The sequence below is a fragment of the Salinibacillus kushneri genome (assembly GCF_900111405.1).
Lineage (GTDB): Bacteria > Bacillota > Bacilli > Bacillales > Alkalibacillaceae > Salinibacillus > Salinibacillus kushneri.
Genome location: NZ_FOHJ01000009.1, coordinates 25,934 through 43,621, shown reverse-complemented (window position 1 = coordinate 43,621; position 17,688 = coordinate 25,934). Strand labels below are relative to the sequence as shown.

General features: G+C 38.9%; 18 protein-coding genes. 17 read left to right on the top strand and 1 reads right to left on the bottom strand.

Translation table 11 applies throughout. The features are described from left to right. Nucleotides 1-3: 3 nt before the first annotated feature. The 8 genes from fmt to spoVM all read left to right on the top strand — a co-directional run bounded on the left by fmt (nucleotide 4) and on the right by spoVM (nucleotide 7,598). Nucleotides 4-945, top strand: a complete 942-nt coding sequence (gene fmt, locus BMX63_RS12905) for a methionyl-tRNA formyltransferase (RefSeq protein ID WP_093136408.1) — start codon at nucleotides 4-6, stop codon at nucleotides 943-945. 1 nt (nucleotide 946) lies between these two features. Then, complete coding sequence (gene rsmB, locus BMX63_RS12900; protein WP_093136406.1) at nucleotides 947-2,287, top strand: 16S rRNA (cytosine(967)-C(5))-methyltransferase RsmB; 1,341 nt, start codon at nucleotides 947-949, stop codon at nucleotides 2,285-2,287. Between the two features lie 164 nt (nucleotides 2,288-2,451). Further along, the gene (locus tag BMX63_RS12895; protein ID WP_093136403.1) at nucleotides 2,452-3,204 is read left to right on the top strand and encodes a Stp1/IreP family PP2C-type Ser/Thr phosphatase; all 753 of its coding nucleotides are present in this window, start codon (nucleotides 2,452-2,454) and stop codon (nucleotides 3,202-3,204) included. 2 nt (nucleotides 3,205-3,206) lie between these two features. Continuing rightward, a complete protein-coding gene (gene pknB / locus BMX63_RS12890) occupies nucleotides 3,207-5,207 on the top strand; it encodes a Stk1 family PASTA domain-containing Ser/Thr kinase (protein ID WP_093136400.1) in 2,001 nt (666 codons plus the stop codon). 4 nt (nucleotides 5,208-5,211) lie between these two features. Next, on the top strand, nucleotides 5,212-6,096 hold the full coding sequence (rsgA, locus tag BMX63_RS12885) for a ribosome small subunit-dependent GTPase A (RefSeq protein WP_093136398.1): 885 nt from the start codon (nucleotides 5,212-5,214) through the stop codon (nucleotides 6,094-6,096). A 2-nt stretch (nucleotides 6,097-6,098) separates the two neighbouring features. Continuing rightward, nucleotides 6,099-6,743, top strand: a complete 645-nt coding sequence (gene rpe / locus BMX63_RS12880; RefSeq protein ID WP_093136395.1) for a ribulose-phosphate 3-epimerase — start codon at nucleotides 6,099-6,101, stop codon at nucleotides 6,741-6,743. Between the two features lie 52 nt (nucleotides 6,744-6,795). Next, the gene (locus BMX63_RS12875; protein ID WP_093136392.1) at nucleotides 6,796-7,452 is read left to right on the top strand and encodes a thiamine diphosphokinase; all 657 of its coding nucleotides are present in this window, start codon (nucleotides 6,796-6,798) and stop codon (nucleotides 7,450-7,452) included. A 65-nt stretch (nucleotides 7,453-7,517) separates the two neighbouring features. Next, nucleotides 7,518-7,598 (top strand): stage V sporulation protein SpoVM, encoded by an 81-nt coding sequence (gene spoVM / locus BMX63_RS18865; RefSeq protein ID WP_093136389.1) that lies wholly within the window; start codon nucleotides 7,518-7,520, stop codon nucleotides 7,596-7,598. Nucleotides 7,599-7,758: 160 nt separating this feature from the next. Here the strand turns inward: spoVM and rpmB are convergent, their stop codons facing one another. Continuing rightward, the gene (gene rpmB, locus BMX63_RS12865) at nucleotides 7,759-7,947 is read right to left on the bottom strand and encodes a 50S ribosomal protein L28 (RefSeq protein ID WP_093136387.1); all 189 of its coding nucleotides are present in this window, start codon (nucleotides 7,945-7,947) and stop codon (nucleotides 7,759-7,761) included. A 289-nt stretch (nucleotides 7,948-8,236) separates the two neighbouring features. Here rpmB and BMX63_RS12860 point away from each other — a divergent pair, with 289 nt between their 5' ends. The 9 genes from BMX63_RS12860 to fabG all read left to right on the top strand — a co-directional run bounded on the left by BMX63_RS12860 (nucleotide 8,237) and on the right by fabG (nucleotide 17,632). After that, entirely contained in the window at nucleotides 8,237-8,599 is a 363-nt protein-coding gene (locus BMX63_RS12860; protein ID WP_093136384.1) for an Asp23/Gls24 family envelope stress response protein, read from the top strand. 70 nt (nucleotides 8,600-8,669) lie between these two features. Next, nucleotides 8,670-10,343: a DAK2 domain-containing protein gene (locus tag BMX63_RS12855; protein WP_093136381.1), complete on the top strand. Its 1,674-nt coding sequence runs from the start codon at nucleotides 8,670-8,672 to the stop codon at nucleotides 10,341-10,343. 330 nt (nucleotides 10,344-10,673) lie between these two features. Beyond that, nucleotides 10,674-11,336: an L-serine ammonia-lyase, iron-sulfur-dependent subunit beta gene (gene sdaAB / locus BMX63_RS12850; protein WP_093136377.1), complete on the top strand. Its 663-nt coding sequence runs from the start codon at nucleotides 10,674-10,676 to the stop codon at nucleotides 11,334-11,336. Nucleotides 11,337-11,362: 26 nt separating this feature from the next. Then, on the top strand, nucleotides 11,363-12,247 hold the full coding sequence (sdaAA, locus tag BMX63_RS12845; protein ID WP_093136374.1) for an L-serine ammonia-lyase, iron-sulfur-dependent, subunit alpha: 885 nt from the start codon (nucleotides 11,363-11,365) through the stop codon (nucleotides 12,245-12,247). Between the two features lie 5 nt (nucleotides 12,248-12,252). Further along, nucleotides 12,253-14,292: an ATP-dependent DNA helicase RecG gene (recG, locus tag BMX63_RS12840; RefSeq protein WP_093136371.1), complete on the top strand. Its 2,040-nt coding sequence runs from the start codon at nucleotides 12,253-12,255 to the stop codon at nucleotides 14,290-14,292. Between the two features lie 76 nt (nucleotides 14,293-14,368). Then, nucleotides 14,369-14,950, top strand: a complete 582-nt coding sequence (fapR, locus tag BMX63_RS12835) for a transcription factor FapR (RefSeq protein WP_093136368.1) — start codon at nucleotides 14,369-14,371, stop codon at nucleotides 14,948-14,950. Beyond that, on the top strand, nucleotides 14,947-15,951 hold the full coding sequence (gene plsX / locus BMX63_RS12830) for a phosphate acyltransferase PlsX (RefSeq protein ID WP_093136365.1): 1,005 nt from the start codon (nucleotides 14,947-14,949) through the stop codon (nucleotides 15,949-15,951). Before fapR ends, plsX begins: the two co-directional genes overlap by 4 nt. Next, nucleotides 15,948-16,892, top strand: coding sequence for an ACP S-malonyltransferase (gene fabD / locus BMX63_RS12825; RefSeq protein WP_093136363.1), 945 nt, complete (start codon nucleotides 15,948-15,950; stop codon nucleotides 16,890-16,892). Before plsX ends, fabD begins: the two co-directional genes overlap by 4 nt. After that, entirely contained in the window at nucleotides 16,892-17,632 is a 741-nt protein-coding gene (gene fabG / locus BMX63_RS12820) for a 3-oxoacyl-[acyl-carrier-protein] reductase (protein ID WP_093136360.1), read from the top strand. Before fabD ends, fabG begins: the two co-directional genes overlap by 1 nt. The last annotated feature ends 56 nt before the right edge of the window (nucleotides 17,633-17,688 follow it).

Sequence of the window (17,688 nt, the reverse complement as noted above, 5' to 3'; positions counted from 1 at the left end):
TCAATGACGAAACGCATTGTATTTATGGGAACACCTGATTTTGCTGTTCCCGTTTTACAATCCATCATTCAGGAAGGCTATCAAGTAGCAGCCGTTGTTACCCAGCCGGATCGACCTAAGGGAAGAAAAAGGGAATTAACACCGCCCCCGGTAAAAGTTGAGGCTCTGCGACATGATATTCCTGTAATACAACCAGAGAAGATTAAAAATGAATATGAAATGGTGCTCGATTATCAACCGGATCTTATTGTTACAGCTGCTTTTGGTCAAATTTTACCCAAAGAATTACTGGAAGAACCTCTGTATGGATGCATTAATGTACATGCCTCGTTACTTCCGGAATTAAGGGGAGGTGCGCCGATACATTATGCAATTTTAGAAGGGAAGAAAGAGACGGGTGTTACAATCATGTATATGGTTGAGGCTTTAGATGCAGGAGATATGCTTGCCAAGGTAAAAGTTCCTATTCAAGAGAATGATCACGTTGGTTCCTTGCATGATAAATTGGCAGAAGCAGGATCAAATCTGTTAGTTGATACTCTGCCCAAAATATTTAACAAGACCATTGAACCAGAAAAACAGAATCATGAACAGGCAACTTTTGCTTATAATATTAAGCGAGAACAGGAAAGAATAAATTGGAACGAGAATTATGAGGATATCTATAATCATATTCGAGGTCTCCATCCTTGGCCGGTAGCATCTACCAAGCTAAACGGGAAGAATATTAAAATCTGGTGGGGGGAAAAAGTTAACAAAACTTATAACGAAACCCCTGGTACCATTAGTGAAATGGATGAGGATGGATTTGTAGTGGTGTGTGGGGATCAAAAAGGAATTCGAATTACAGAGTTACAACCTGCAGGCAAAAAACGTATGAATGCGGAATCCTTTTTACGTGGAGCCGGTAGCAAACTTACTACAGGAGACAGGTTAGGAGAGTAGCATGGCACAGAAAACCGTTCGCGAAGCAGTATTAAATATTTTGGTAAGAGTTGGACAAAGTGGTGGCTACAGTCATTTACTGATTCAACGTGAAATAAGGAAGGATAACCTGAATCAAAAAGATGTCGCCTTACTTACAGAATTGGTTTATGGGACTTTACAGCGAAGAGATACCTTAGCTTACTTTTTAAAGCCATTTGTACGAAAACGTGTTAAACCCTGGGTGAAGTGGCTTTTATATTTGGCCATTTATCAGATGCAGTACTTAGAAAGGGTACCTGATCATGCCATTATTTATGAAGCAGTTGAATTAGCCAAGAAAAAAGGTGGCAAAGGATTAAGCTCATTTGTAAATGGTGTATTGAGGAATGTTCAACGAAAAGGTGTACCTTCAATTGATTCCATTGAAAATCCAGTGAAAAGACTGGCAGTAGAAACCAGCCATCCAGAATGGCTGGTAGAGCGTTTTGTAAGATGGTATGGATTTGATATTGCCCGCTCGATGTGCTTCAGAAACTTGCATGAAAAGGAAGTTTCTGTACGTGTGCAATCCATGAAAACAAGCCGTGAAGAAATGATAAAGAAACTGGAGGAGGATGGATTTGAAGTAGAACGTTCCCCTTTATCAGCCCAGGGGATTATTATTAAAAACGGTAATATCTTTCGCCATCCATTATTCAAGGAGTACTTAACAGTTCAAGATGAGAGTTCCATGTTAGTTGGAGAAATGATGGATGTTGAACCTGGAATGTTTGTTTTAGATGCATGTAGCGCACCGGGGGGGAAAACGACTCATATTGCTGAAAAAATGAATGATGAGGGCTGTATTCATGCCTATGATTTACACGAGAAAAAGACAAAGCTTGTTGAAGAGAAAGCAAAGGATCTTGGACTAACTATTGTAGAAGCTAAACAAGCAGACAGCCGCAAGCTCCATGAAATTTATGATAATGGAACCTTTGATCGAATTCTTTTAGATGCTCCTTGTTCCGGATTGGGGGTTTTAAGAGGGAAGCCTGATATTAAATACCAAAAGTCTGTCGATGATATACAGAACTTAGCAAAAGTTCAAGGTGATTTGCTGGCTGCAGTTGCTCCTTTACTAAAACCCGATGGAAAGTTAATTTACAGTACATGTACGGTTGATAAAGAAGAAAATGAGTTGTTAATCCAAGCATTTTTGGAAAATCATAAAGATTTTGTAATCGATCCACATTTCAAAGCGTCTCTTCCTGAGGTATGCAAAGAATTAGAGGGATTAACCGAATGGGGGCTGCAATTGTTTCCGCAGGATTTGGACACAGATGGATTTTTCTTAACGAGGTTAATCAAAAAGGTATAATTATGGTATTCTATAGAAAAGTAAATGGGGGCGGGAAAATCCGGTTTCCTTGAATGATTTTTTAAGCTTATCCTGTTAGTTGAAACGAAAATGATAGCTGAAACGTAATACATATGTTCGTAAAAAATTGGATAAGCTTTGTAAGAAAAAACGGGGTGATACGAGTGTTAGGAAATTTTCTAACCGATACGGGCCATGTAAGAAGCCATAATGAAGATTCTGGCGGGATTTATTTTAATCAGGAAAATCAAATGCTGGCCATTGTAGCTGATGGAATGGGAGGACATAGTGCAGGTGATGTAGCAAGTTCATTGGCTACAACGGAATTACATACTAGATGGAGTAATACGAAGGAGATTTCTTCACCTGAACAAGCTCAAGCATGGCTGAACGACGAGATTAAAGAGGTTAATCAGATTATTTTACAGTATGCCATTGACCATGAAGAGTGTAAAGGAATGGGAACAACCATTGTTGCTGCTGTATGTACAGATTACTTTATTACAATAGCGCACATTGGTGATAGCAGATGTTACTTATCCAACAGCCATGGTTTTGCTCAGGTGACAGAGGATCATTCACTAGTTAACGAACTGGTCCGTACTGGTCAATTGTCTCCAGAAGATGCAGAGCATCATCCACGGAAAAATGTCTTATTAAAGGCATTAGGAACTGAAGAAAGAGTGGATATTGATATTAAGACGATAAGCTGGGAGCCTAAAAATTATTTGGTTCTATGTTCGGATGGTTTAACAAATAAAGTTGAAGATCATGAATTACACCAATATATTATAGAGGCTGATTCCATAGAAGATTCTATGAAAAAGCTAATTGATTTAGCGAATGAACGAGGTGGCGAGGATAATATCTCCCTGGCAATAGTACAAAATTCCCCTCAACAGAAAGAGGGTGAATAAACGTGTTTGAAGGACAAGTTTTAAATGATAGATATAAAATTACCGACACCATTGGTGGAGGAGGCATGGCGAATGTTTATCTCGCCCATGATTTAATCCTGGAACGTGATGTTGCAATAAAAGCATTGCGCATGGAGTATGCCCATGATGAAGAGTTTATTGAAAGATTTCGGCGGGAAGCTCAATCTACTATAAGCTTATCCCACCCAAATATTGTGAATATATATGATGTAGGGGAAGAAGACGATAATGACAATATTTATTATATTGTCATGGAGTATGTCAAAGGGATGACTCTCAAACAATACATTCAGTTGTACGGTCCACTCCCTGTTGATGAAGCTGTCGATATAATGAAACAAATCACATCAGCCATAACTCATGCCCATCATAATGAAATTATTCATAGAGATTTAAAGCCTCAAAATATTTTAATTGATGAAAAAGGAATTGCTAAAGTAACCGATTTTGGAATTGCTATGGCACTAAGCCACACAAGTGTAACACAGACGAATTCGGTGCTTGGTTCTGTTCATTATCTGTCACCAGAACAGGCTAGAGGTGGTACGGCCATTAAAAAGTCTGATATATACTCATTGGGTATTGTATTTTTTGAAATGCTGACCGGGAGACTTCCATTTTCAGGTGAATCGGCTGTTTCAATTGCCTTAAAGCATTTACAAAGTGAAACGCCATCTGTACGCAGATGGGTACCAGATATTCCTCAAAGTGTAGAAAATGTAGTCCTGAAGGCTACAGCGAAAAATCCATTTCACCGTTATGATAGTGCACAACAATTTGAAGAGGATTTAGCGACAGCCTTATTACCCAGTCGGATGAATGAAGAGAAGTTTTCACCTCCTGAGGAAGAGGGGGAAGAAACAAAGGCTATACCTGTTATTACGAATGATAATGAAATGGCGGATGATCATACTGGAGATACTGTTGTTCACAAAAAACAGGAGCCCCAAAATGATGAGAAGCCAAAGAAAAAGAAAGAGAAATGGAAGGTGTGGACCTTTTCCATATTAGCCGTATTGATTGTTGCTGGCCTGTTTGCATTGTTTGTGTTACCAAAATTATTAATGCCGGATGAAGTGGAAATTATGGATGTTTCCGGTTTAACATACGAAGAAGCTGTGAATGAATTAAATAAGATAAATGTGGAAATAGAAAATGAGTCCAGAAATTCAGATTCAGTTGAAGAAGGCAATGTTATTGAAACAGAGCCTGGAGCTGGATCGATTGTAAGAGAAGGATCAACGGTAACCATTATTACGAGTATAGGGAAAGAAAAAGAGGAATTTGGCAATTATGTAGGTCAACAATATGATCAGGTACAACAAATCCTGGAGGGGATGGGGTATGATGACATTAAAGACTTTGGTGTAGAGTCGGATAGACCTGTAGGTGAAATTATATCCCAGGACCCAACAGCTGAATCTCCTGTTATTCCTGAGGATACATCGGTTCGTTTTGAGGTGAGTACCGGACCACCAACCGTCACCCTTCAATCACTAAGAGGATCTACCTTAGAGGAAGTAGATCAGTATATAAGTGAACATAATTTATCGATGTCTTCTGATCCTAAAGAAGAATATTCAGACGAAGTAGAAAAAGGCCGTGTTATCAGCCAGGATCCAGCAGCTTCTGAAGAAGTTGAAGAGGGAACTGAAATTTCTGTTGTCATTTCAAAAGGACCAGAACCAAAACCTAAGAGTTTTTCAGTTGAACATACGGTAGAAGTAGAAGATAGCAATCAGGGCAACGATGAAGGACAAGAGAATAAACAGGACCAAAATGTGACGAGTGTAGAAATTTATATAGAAGATATGAATAACGATGGATCAACTCCATTTATTAGTGAAGAAATTACAGAAGATAAAACGTATGAATTTGATTTAACAGTTGCACCAGGGGAAACAGGAAGCTATCGAATTCTAGTTAATGGTAAAGTAGATGATACAGACGAATTCACGAACAATCCAGAAGGTGGAGATTAACCGAATGACCAAAGGGAAAATCGTAAAAGCGTTAAGCGGGTTTTATTATGTAGAGGTGGAAAGTGGACAAATTTATCAATGCAGGGGGAGAGGACTTTTCAGAAAGCAAAAGATCACACCCCTGGTTGGTGATAGGGTGGAAATTGATATTACAGATAATGGACATGGCTTTGTTACAGGAATTTCTGAACGGAAGAATGAATTAGTCCGCCCGCCAATTGCTAATATTGATCAGGCTATTATTGTCACATCTGCCAGGGAACCTGATTTTAATGCTTTACTGTTAGATCGTTTCCTCGTATTAAATGAGGCTAAACGGATAGAACCCATTATTGTGATTACCAAAATGGACCTGGTAAAGCCAGATGTAAAAAAGGAAATGGAAACCTTCCAACAGATGTATGAAAACATAGGATATTCTGTTGTCCTTTTATCCTTTAAGGATAAAGAACAAGTACAACAAATGATTCCATATATAAGAGGGAAAGCATCAGTTATAGCAGGACAATCCGGAGTAGGGAAATCCTCCTTATTAAATGCTCTTAAACCTGGTTTAGATTTAAAAGTAGGAAATATTTCAGAAACATTAGGGCGGGGAAAGCATACAACAAGACATGTTGAGTTCATTTCTTTACATCAGGGGTATGTAGCAGATACCCCGGGATTTAGTTCATTGGATTTTCGGGAAATTGAGGCAGATGAGCTCCCGGAATGCTTTCCGGAAATGGTGGAAAGGCAGAATGATTGTAAATTTAGAGGCTGCAAGCATTTTAAAGAGCCGAAATGTGCGGTGAAGGATGCCGTTGATTCAGGGGAAATCCCTGACTTTCGTTACAATCATTACTTGCAATTTTTAGATGAAATTCAATCAAGAAAGCCGAGGTATTAAATGTGACTAAACTATCTCCTTCAATATTATCAGCTGATTTTGCCAAGTTAGGGGAAGAAGTAAAGGAAGTGGAACAGGCAGGAGCAGATTATGTTCATGTCGATATTATGGATGGACATTTTGTTCCCAATATTACTATTGGTCCCCTAATTGTAGAAGCGATTCGACCGAGTACCAAGCTTCCATTAGATGTTCATTTAATGATTGAGAAACCTGAGAATTATGTGTCAGCATTTGCTCAAGCAGGTGCAGATATTATTACAGTTCATCAGGAAGCCTGTGTTCACTTACATAGAACCATTGAGATGATTAAACAGGAAGGGGTCAAAGCAGGTGTAGTGATAAATCCTGCTACTCCTGCAGAGGCTATAAAACCTATCTTACCTGATGTAGATCTTGTCTTATTAATGACTGTAAATCCTGGATTTGGCGGACAGGCCTTTATTCATTCCGTAATTCCAAAGATTGCTCAAATTGCAGCATGGAAAAGAGAGGAAAACCTTACGTTTGAAATTGAAGTCGATGGTGGTGTGAATAAAGATACTGCAGCATTATGCGTAGAAGCTGGGGCAAATGTATTGGTTGCTGGAAGTGCTATTTTTAAAGCAAAAAATCGAAAAAAAGCGATGGAAGAAATACGTGTTTAACGTTACAAAGCTGCCAACAAGGCAGCTTTGTTTATGGAGGGAGGACTAAGTGATGACGAATGTCGGTATTGTAGGGGGTGGACCTGAAGATATGATTCCGGCACTATATATGTATAATGAAAATATGATTTGGATCGGGGCGGACCGGGGGAACCTCTATTTGCTTAATCAGAGAATCATTCCGAATTACGCAGTAGGCGATTTTGATTCCATTACGAAGGATGAATGGAAAAAATTACAGACAAAAGTCAAAAATATAAAAACCTATCCTGTAGAAAAAGATCAGACTGATTTGGAACTAGCTTTAAAACGAGCTATAGATATGAATCCAGAGCAGATTTATATGTTTGGGGTTACAGGCGGGAGATTGGATCATGAACTTATCAACATTCAGCTTTTATATCAGCTTTCCAATCTTAATGGTCAAATAAGGGGAATGATTATAGATAAAAAAAATCATATTGAACTAAAAAGGGCAGGTGTGCATATAGTAGAATATGATGAAAAATATGGGAATCTTTCATTGATTCCACAAACACCGCAGATTAAAAACCTGACCCTGAAAGGATTTTATTACCCGTTAACCAATGCTACGCTTGAATTTGGATCAACCTTGTCCACTTCTAATCGTTTAATTGGAAAAAAAGGTACTTTTTCATTTGATGAAGGCATATTATTAGTTGTAAGGAGCGATGATGTCCACGAATAATGCGTCTTCATTTCATCATATGGTATTGTGGAATCTTGATTTGATCGCTAGAGGAGGGGGATCTGATGAAATTTTATACGATTAAACTCCCAAGGTTTCTCGGTGGAATGGTCAAAGGGATTATTGGGATTTTCAGAAAGGAATGAAGTCGGTTTGGTCCCAACAGCAATATGGTACAGGTCCATCAAAAAAAGCTGTCAAACAAGATAGTCTGACAGCTTTTTTTGTACGGTAAAATTTAACGTACTATAAAAAAACAAACGCATTCGCGTAAAAAGCGAATGCGAGTCTTCTAAATGATGTTCATTATGCACGCTTAATTTTGCCGGATTTCAAAGCACGAGCAGAAACATAAACTTTTTGAGGTTTTCCGTCAATCATAACACGTACCTTTTGAACATTGGATTTCCATTTACGTTTATTCGCATTCATTGCGTGTGAACGACTATTTCCAGAACGTGTCTGACGTCCAGTAACAGCACATTTACGAGACATTCTAATTCCCTCCTAATTCAGTATCATACTATATGCAGTACATACTAAATTAATTTATCACAAACAGTACTAGAATGCAATGTGAAACAGGCGATTTGTCTTCTTATCCTGATAGTAAATAAGAAGGTTTTTCCATCCTTTAAGGGTTAAAGTAAAAATGCTTGACATTAAGTTCATTTTAGGCCATTGTATGAAGGGGAATTTGTATTCATATATAGCTTATCTTTTAAAACGAAGGTCTTTGTAGTAAAATATCCATGAGTTAAGTGAATTGTAGAGGAGGATTCATATGTCCATTGATTTGCAGAATGAATATGGTCATGTAACCATTTCAAATGAGGTGATTTCCACAGTAGCAGGCGGGGCTGCCGTTGAATGCTACGGAATCGTTGGAATGGCTTCAAAAAAACAATTAAGAGATGGACTTGCCGAGATATTACGAAAAGAAAATTTCTCTAAAGGCATTGTAGTACGTCAAGAAGAAGATAAAATTCATATTGATATGTATATTATTGTAAGTTATGGAACTAAGATTTCCGAAGTAGCTCATAATGTTCAAAACCAAGTGAAATATACTTTAAATAAAACAGTAGGATTGTCAGTTGACTCCGTGAATATTTATGTTCAAGGAGTTCGAGTCATCAATGCTTAGGATCAATATCGCTAGGCACGTGTAAGCAAGCTTTATTCTTACACGAGATAAGTATGAAGGAGGAAGTGTCGTGACGGTAAAGACAATAGATGGTGAAACATTTTCGCAAATGGTTTTGCTGGGAGCAACCCATTTAACAAATAACGCCAAAATGATTGATGCATTAAATGTATTTCCGGTCCCTGATGGTGATACAGGAACCAATATGAATTTAACGATGACATCTGGTGCGGATGAAGTGAAGAAGGCTACATCCAATCATGTTGGGTCCATTGGTGAAACGTTAGCAAAAGGCTTATTAATGGGAGCAAGAGGAAACTCCGGTGTAATTTTGTCGCAATTATTTCGAGGCTTTTCTAAATCGATTAAAGATAAAGAGGTTCTACATATATCAGATTTTGCCGACGCTTTTGATGCAGGAGTTGAGACAGCTTATAAGGCAGTTATGAAGCCGGTTGAAGGGACAATTCTTACTGTAGCAAAAGATGCTGCTCAGGCGGGAAAAGATGCTTCGAATTCGGTTGATGATGTGACGGAATTAATGGAGATCATTTTAAATGCAGCCAAAAAATCACTAGAAAAAACCCCTGAGCTGTTACCTGTGTTAAAAGAGGTTGGAGTTGTTGATAGTGGTGGCCAGGGATTGGTTACGGTCTATGAAGGCTTTTTGGCTTCTTTAAAAGGAGAAGAAGTTCCTGAACAGACAGATGCTCAAGTTAGTATGGACGATATGGTAAGTGCTGAACATCATAAAATGCATCAGGATTTTATGGACACATCAGAGATTGAATATGGTTATTGCACGGAGTTTATGGTTAAATTTGAAGAAGATAAGCTTAAGGAAAACCCTTTTGATGAAGAATCCTTCCGAAATACTTTAAGTCAACATGGCGATTCACTACTAGTCGTTTCTGATGATGAACTTGTTAAAGTACACGTACACGCGGAATATCCCGGAGAGGTTCTTAATTTTGGACAAAAATACGGCAGTTTGATTAACTTAAAAATTGAGAACATGCGTAAACAGCATACAGATATCGTTGGAGATGAAAAAAAGGGAAGTCCTGAAAAAAAACAAGAACTAGCTGAATACGGGATTGTAACCGTTGCTATGGGGGATGGAATAAAACAATTATTTGAGAGCCTGGGTGCCACCGTTGTGATTGAAGGTGGACAAACCATGAACCCTAGCACACAAGATATTGCTGATGCCATCAACCAAGCGAACGCCAAAAAGGTATTTGTAATGCCAAATAATAAAAATGTTGTTATGTCTGCTCAACAAGCTGCAGAACTAGTAGATGTTGAGGTTGAAGTGGTTCCAACCAAGACAGTTCCTCAGGGGATGAGTGCTTTACTTATGTTCCATCCAGAAAAATCTTTACAGGAAAATGGAAAAGTGATGAAGGATGCAGCACAAGAAGTGAAAACAGGTCAGATCACATATGCTGTACGTGACACTCAAATCGATAGAATGACGATTGAAAAAGGGAATTATATGGGGATTGCAGACGGAAGTATTCAATCCACAAATGAAGATAAAATGAGTGTCATGAAAGAATTGCTAACGACAATGATTGATGATGAAGAAGATGAAATTGTAACTATCCTGCAAGGAGAAGAGGGTACCGACGAAGAGGTTGATGAAATTCAGGCATATATTGAGGAAAACTTTGATGACCTGGAGGTTGAAGTGCATCAAGGCAAGCAGCCCATCTATTCTTTTATTTTTTCAGTTGAATAATAAGTTATGTGAACCAGAGGAAACCTATCCTCTGGTTTTTTATCAAAACAAGCTTACATGATTGAATCTTAATTAGAATACCTCTCTTCCAGACCTTATCATTGTCTTCTAGCCAAAACCACCTCTCCACTTTTGTGTATGGTAAGCTACAGGCTCTTACCCTTCGTTAACGTTAGCAATCACTCTTATGAAATGCGTGTAACTTTACGGTGATTTTATATAGCAGGGATGTAAATGGGCTCTTTAAGCTTTTTTACCCAATTTTTATTTGGCATATTCGCGTTTTACGGATAAAATAGAAATAAGAGATGTTTGTAGGATGGTGAAAGTATGAAATATCGTTCTGTTTTTGACATTATTGGTCCTGTAATGGTGGGGCCATCTAGTTCGCATACAGCGGGAGTTTTAAGAATTGGGCGAATGGCCAGACAGCTTTTAGGCAATGAACCTGCATGGGCGAAGATTTTTCTATACGGTTCATTTGCAGATACGTATAAAGGACATGGTACAGATGTTGCTATTGTTGGTGGTTTGCTAGACTTTGATACGTTTGATACGAGATTGGGTGATTCGATAACGATTGCAAAGGAAAAAGGAATTGAAATCGAATTTATCGAAGAGTCAGCCAAAACCGAACACCCCAATACTGCAAGAATACAAACGGGTGATAATCATAAAGAGATTGAACTTGTAGGCGTTTCAATTGGTGGCGGAAAAGCAGAAATCACTGAATTAAATGGATTTGACTTAAAACTTACCGGACACCATCCAGCCATTTTAGTCATGCATAATGATCGATTTGGAGCTATTGCTTCAGTAACACAAATACTAGCAAAATATGAAATTAACATTGGTCATATGGAGGTTTCGAGACGCGAACAAGGTCAGGAAGCCTTAATGGTCATTGAAACTGACCAAAAGATAGATCCGGAAATTATCACTCAATTAGAAAAAGAAAATCATATAATGCAAGTGGTTAGAGTTTCGGACTAACCTTTACAGAAAGGGAGGGGGATTGTTTGTTTAAAAATGTCCGTCAATTAGTAGAGCTTGCCGAAAGCCAAAATATACCCATTTCTGAAGTGATGATTCGTCAGGAAATGGAAGTAACCGAAAAGTCCAGAGAAAAAGTCATGGAACAGATGGATGAGAATTTATCCGTGATGGAAAAAGCAGTTGAAGACGGTTTGAAAGGGGTCAAATCCCGTTCAGGTTTAACAGGTGGAGATGCTGTATTAATCCAAAACTATATGAAAAATGCTGAACCTTTATCAGGTCATTTGCTTTTAGATGCAGTAAGTAAGGCAGTTGCTACAAATGAAGTGAACGCAGCGATGGGAATTATCTGTGCGACACCTACTGCGGGAAGTGCAGGATGTGTACCGGGAACCTTATTCGCTGTAAAAGAAAAATTACATCCTACCAGAGAGGAAATGATTCGCTACTTATTTACTTCAGGAGCCTTTGGCCAAGTTATAGCTAATAATGCTTCGATTTCAGGGGCTGCAGGTGGCTGTCAGGCGGAAGTAGGGTCTGCTGCAGGAATGGCATCTGCCGCAATTGTTGAAATGGCCGGGGGAACCCCTCAACAGTCTGCAGAGGCGATGGCTATCACCTTGAAAAACATGTTAGGTCTAGTCTGTGACCCAGTTGCAGGCCTTGTTGAGGTCCCATGTGTAAAACGTAATGCTATGGGTGCTTCAAATGCTATGGTATCTGCTGATATGGCGTTAGCAGGTGTAACGAGCCGCATTCCATGTGATGAAGTAATTGAAGCAATGTTTCGAATTGGACAGCGTATGCCTGTTGCCTTCAAAGAGACTGCGCAGGGTGGTCTGGCTGCAACCCCTACAGGTAGGGCGATTGAAGAACAAATTTATGGAACCTCGTTACAGAAAGAGTGAGAAACTTGTTATCTAATGTACCCGTTTCAAATATCAAAGGAATAGGAGAAAAAATAGAAAGTGACTTGTACGAGATGGGAATTGAAACGGTTGAAGATTTTCTATTTTATTTTCCATTCCGATACGATGTTCATGAAATTAAGCCCATAACAGAGCTTGAACATCAAGAAAAAGCAACACTAGTAGGGAAGGTTGTATCGGAACCTTCCCTGGCCTTTTATGGACGAAAAAAATCACGCCTGGTTGTTACTTTGGAGATTGATCAAATCGCAGTAAAAGCGGTCTTTTTTAATCAGACATACGTGAAGAAGCATTTGAAGCAAGGTGAACTGATTACGGTTATAGGTAAATGGGATCAACATCGTCTGCAAATTACAGTAAGTCAATTTAAAAAAGGTAAAGTGAAAGAAAAGGATACTATTCAGCCCGTATACTCCCTAAGAGGAAAGGTATCGCTAGGGTTTTTGCGTAAAACTATGCGGTATGCTCTGCAAACCTATAAGAATGAAATAGAAGAAATTCTCCCGGAAGAATTTTTAACAAGCTATAAACTTCCTCCGCGTATCCAAGCCTTGGAGCAAATGCATTTCCCTGGTAACGGACACCTCTTAAAACATGCCAAAAGAAGATTTATATATGAAGAATTACTTTTATTCCAATTGAAAATGCAATGGTTACGAAAACAAAAAAGAGAAGCAACAATGGGAAATGCCATAAAAATCGACTCTGACCGTACGAATGCGTTTGTTCAAAGTCTTCCATTTTCTCTTACAGAGGCTCAATCTAAAGCCTTAGAGGAAATATTGAACGATTTGCAAAGGCCTTATCGAATGAATCGATTATTACAAGGTGATGTGGGTTCTGGTAAAACGGTTGTAGCAGCGATTGGTCTGTATGCTGCAATTAGCGCAGGTAAACAGGGAGCTCTAATGGTTCCAACAGAAATATTAGCTGAGCAGCACCATGAATCTTTGCAGGAGCTATTTGCTGATCAAGCAGAAGTAGTACTTTTATCAGGTTCTGTTAAAGGAAAAAAACGGAAGGAAATCTTACATAAAATTGAATCAAATGAAGCTCAGATTATTGTTGGTACACATGCCCTCATTCAGGATGATGTGTTTTTTCATGATTTAGGATTTGTGATTGTAGATGAGCAACATCGATTCGGAGTTGAGCAACGCCGGGCATTACGTGACAAGGGGTTACAACCTGATGTGTTATTTATGACTGCAACACCTATTCCAAGGACGTTAGCCATTACTTCATTTGGAGATATGGATGTTTCCGTTATTGATGAAATGCCAGAAGGAAGAAAGCCGGTTGAAACCTATTGGGTGAAAGAAAATATGTTAAATCGAGTATTACGATTTATTTATAAAGAAATGAAAAATGGGCATCAGGCCTATGTAATATGCCCGCTTGTGGAGGAATCAGACAAGCTTGATATACAAAATGCTGTTGATCTTCATCAACAACTAAAAGCATTATTTCCTAATGACGTAAAAGTAGGCTTAATGCATGGACGCCTCCATACTGATGAGAAAGAAGATGTAATGCAGCAGTTTGCTAATAATGAATTACACGTTCTTGTTTCTACCACAGTAGTTGAAGTAGGTGTAAATGTACCTAATGCCACGATTATGTTCATTTATGATGCTGAACGCTTCGGCCTTTCCCAGCTACACCAATTGAGAGGTCGTGTAGGAAGAGGAGATGCGCAAAGTTATTGCATTTTATTAGCTGATCCGAAAAGTGAAACGGGTAAAGAAAGAATGCGTATCATGTCTGAAACGAATGATGGATTTGAGTTATCAGAGCATGACTTGAAGCTAAGAGGACCTGGCGATTTCTTTGGAAAAAAACAAAGCGGATTGCCTGAGTTTAAAGTAGCTGATTTAGTACAAGATTATCGTGCTTTAGAAACAGCAAGAAAAGATGCGGTTGAAATTATTGAATCAGGAAAATTATTTACAGATCCATCCTATCAAAAACTTAAGACCAGAGTAGAGAATGACCCTTATGTGAAAGGACAGGTTTTGGATTAGAAAAAAGTATTGCATATAATCTTCAGGTATTATATATTACTATTAGTACCTAGTCATAATCTGGACGGTGTCACTCATGAAAAAAACAAAAAAAGAACGACAGTCGGAATTAAAAGAAACCATAACTACGATGCCTTTTATTACAGACGAAGAACTTGCTAAGAAGTTTGGAGTCAGTATACAGACCATTCGATTAGACCGAATGGAGCTTTCTATACCAGAAGTCCGGGAACGTATTAAATCCGTCGCTACGAACGAATGGAATGAAACAGTCAAAGCTTTGCCGATTGATGAAATAATAGGAGAAGTAATTGATTTAGAGCTGGATGAGCGTGCGATCTCCATTTTAGACATAGGGAGAGAACACGTTTTTTCACGCAATAAAATCGCAAGAGGCCATCACCTGTTTGCCCAGGCTAATTCATTAGCTGTGGCAGTAATTAATGATGAACTGGCGTTAACAGCCAGATCTGATATACAATTTAAACGTCAGGTAAAAGAGGGAGAACGTGTTGTCGCCAAAGCAGATGTTAAGGGAAACGATGAAAAAGACCATACCATTGTATCTGTACAAAGCTTTGTCGATAATGAACTCGTTTTTCAAGGGATATTTGAAATGTACCGCTCAAATGAACAAAAAGGAGAGGCAACCGAATGAAATTAGCAATAGATGCAATGGGTGGAGATCATGCTCCTGAATCCATTGTAAAGGGAGCTTGCATGGCGGTTGAAAATATATCTGATTTATCCATCGTACTTGTTGGTGATGAGGACCAAATAAAACCGCATCTCACTCAAACCAATCGAATCGAAATTATACATACAACAGAGGTTATAAATACTGAAGATGAGCCTGTTCGGGCTGTTAGACGTAAGAAACAGGCTTCCATGGTGATGATGGCAAATGAAGTGAAGGAAGGAAGAGCAGACGCCTGTATTTCAGCGGGCAACACAGGCGCATTAATGAGTGCAGGTTTATTTATCGTAGGTCGTATAAAAGGAATTGATCGCCCTGCATTAAGTCCGACACTCCCTACCCTAGACGGAAAAGGATTTTTACTGCTTGATGTCGGTGCTAATGTAGATGCAAAGCCTCAACATTTATTACAATACGGATTGATGGGCTCGATTTATGCAGAAAAAGTCCGTGGAATTCAAAGCCCAAGAGTAGGTTTGCTAAATGTTGGAACGGAAAACCAAAAGGGTACGGATTTAGCGAAAAAAGCCTTTCAATTAATGGAGGACGCACCGATTAATTTTGTAGGGAACGTTGAAGCCAGAGACTTCTTAGATGGTGTAGCTGATGTGGTTGTTACCGATGGTTTTTCAGGTAATGTTGCACTCAAATCCATAGAAGGAACAGCTTTAGGAATGTTTTCAATGTTAAAGGAAGTTTTCATGAAAAACATGAAAACAAAAATAGCAGCTGGAGTACTGAAATCTGATTTGAAAGGATTGAAGGGAAAGCTTGATTATTCTGAATATGGAGGGGCAGGTTTATTCGGTTTAGCTGCACCTGTTATTAAGGCGCATGGTTCCTCCAATGCTACAGCTGTATACAATGCTATTCAACAAGCGTGTCAGTTAGTAGAAAGAGATGTGACAACTAAAATTGAAGAAACGGTACAATCCTATAACACAGAGGAGGCGAACGAATGAAAAAAGTAGCATTCTTATTTCCTGGACAGGGCTCTCAGGAGATTGGTATGACCAAAGCTTTTTATGAACATGATGAAGATGTAAAAGCTTTAGTGGATCAAGCTGAAGAAACGTTACAAGTCCCTATTAAAAAGCTCATGTTTGAAGGACCAGCAGAGGAACTTACGAAAACGGAACATGCACAGCCCGCCTTGCTTTTATCGAGTCTTTCAGCTTTAAAGGTTCTTGAAAAAGAGGGTGTACATCCTGATATGGCAGCCGGCCATAGTTTAGGAGAATACAGTGCTTTGGTGAGTGCTAAAGCTCTTTCACCAGAAGATGGTCTTAAACTTGTTCAAACAAGAGGACGTTTAATGGAAAAGGCTTATCCAGCAGGTAAAGGCTCAATGGCTGCGGTATTAGGTCTTGATGAATCAACCATACAGGAGACCATAACGGAAATCTCCGAAAATGGCGAAGTGGTTGATATTGCAAATGACAACTGTCCTGGACAGATTGTTATATCTGGTACGAAACAAGGAATTGATCAAGCCATTGATAAATTGAAGGAAAATGGAGCAAAACGTGTACTTCCACTAAACGTTAGTGGTCCATTTCACTCTCGCTTAATGGAACCGGCAAGTGGTGAATTAGAAGCAGAACTGAATCAAGTAACTATTCAAAATGCAATTTTCCCTGTATATGCGAATGTGACAGCATCTCCAGTACAAGATCAGACTGAAATTAAAAATCTTCTTATAAAACAGCTTTATTCTCCCGTTCGTTTTTCGGAAACTATTTCTAACATGCTGGAACAAGACGTCGACGCGTTTGTGGAAGTAGGGAATGGCAAGGTTTTATCGGGGTTAGTCCGTAAAGTTAAACGGAGAGTGAAAACATTTGCTGTTCAGGATCCGGATTCTATGAAGGCTTTTCTTGAGTGGTATAAGGAGGATTCATAATGTTAGATGGAAAGAATGCCTTGGTTACAGGTGCTTCGCGTGGAATTGGGCGAGCCATTGCTTTAGAATTAGCCCGTAATGGTGCAAATGTAGCTGTTAATTATGCAGGTAATGAACAAAAAGCGAAAGAAGTCGTTCAGGAAATTGAACGGTTAGGTGGAAAAGCCTTTCCTGTACAGGCTAATGTGTCTAATGCTGAAGATGTAAAGGGCATGGTCAAATCGGTTATTGATACGTTTGGTTCATTAGATGTATTAGTGAATAATGCAGGAATTACCCGTGACAATTTACTTATGCGCATGAAAGAAGAAGACTTTGATGAAGTCATTGATACAAATCTTAAAGGAGTCTTCTTAACGACAAAAGCCGTAACTAGACAAATGATGCGACAGAAGAGTGGCCGTATTATTAATATCGCGTCTATTGTTGGAATTGCCGGTAACCCTGGCCAGGCAAATTATGTTGCGGCCAAAGCAGGTGTGATAGGGTTAACGAAGACAACAGCAAAAGAGCTTGCATCCCGTAATATTTTAGTTAATGCTGTGGCACCAGGATATATTTCAACAGACATGACAGATGAACTTGATGATGAGACGCGAGAAATGATGCTATCAACAATTCCGCTAAATCGTTTAGGAAACCCTGAAAATGTAGCAAAAGTTGTTAAATTTTTAGCTTCAGATGATGCAGACTACATGACAGGACAGACCTTGCATGTGGATGGTGGTATGGTAATGTAAGGTATACCTTACTAGTGGGTATACCCTGAAGGCCAACTTTAAATAAGAAAACCAAT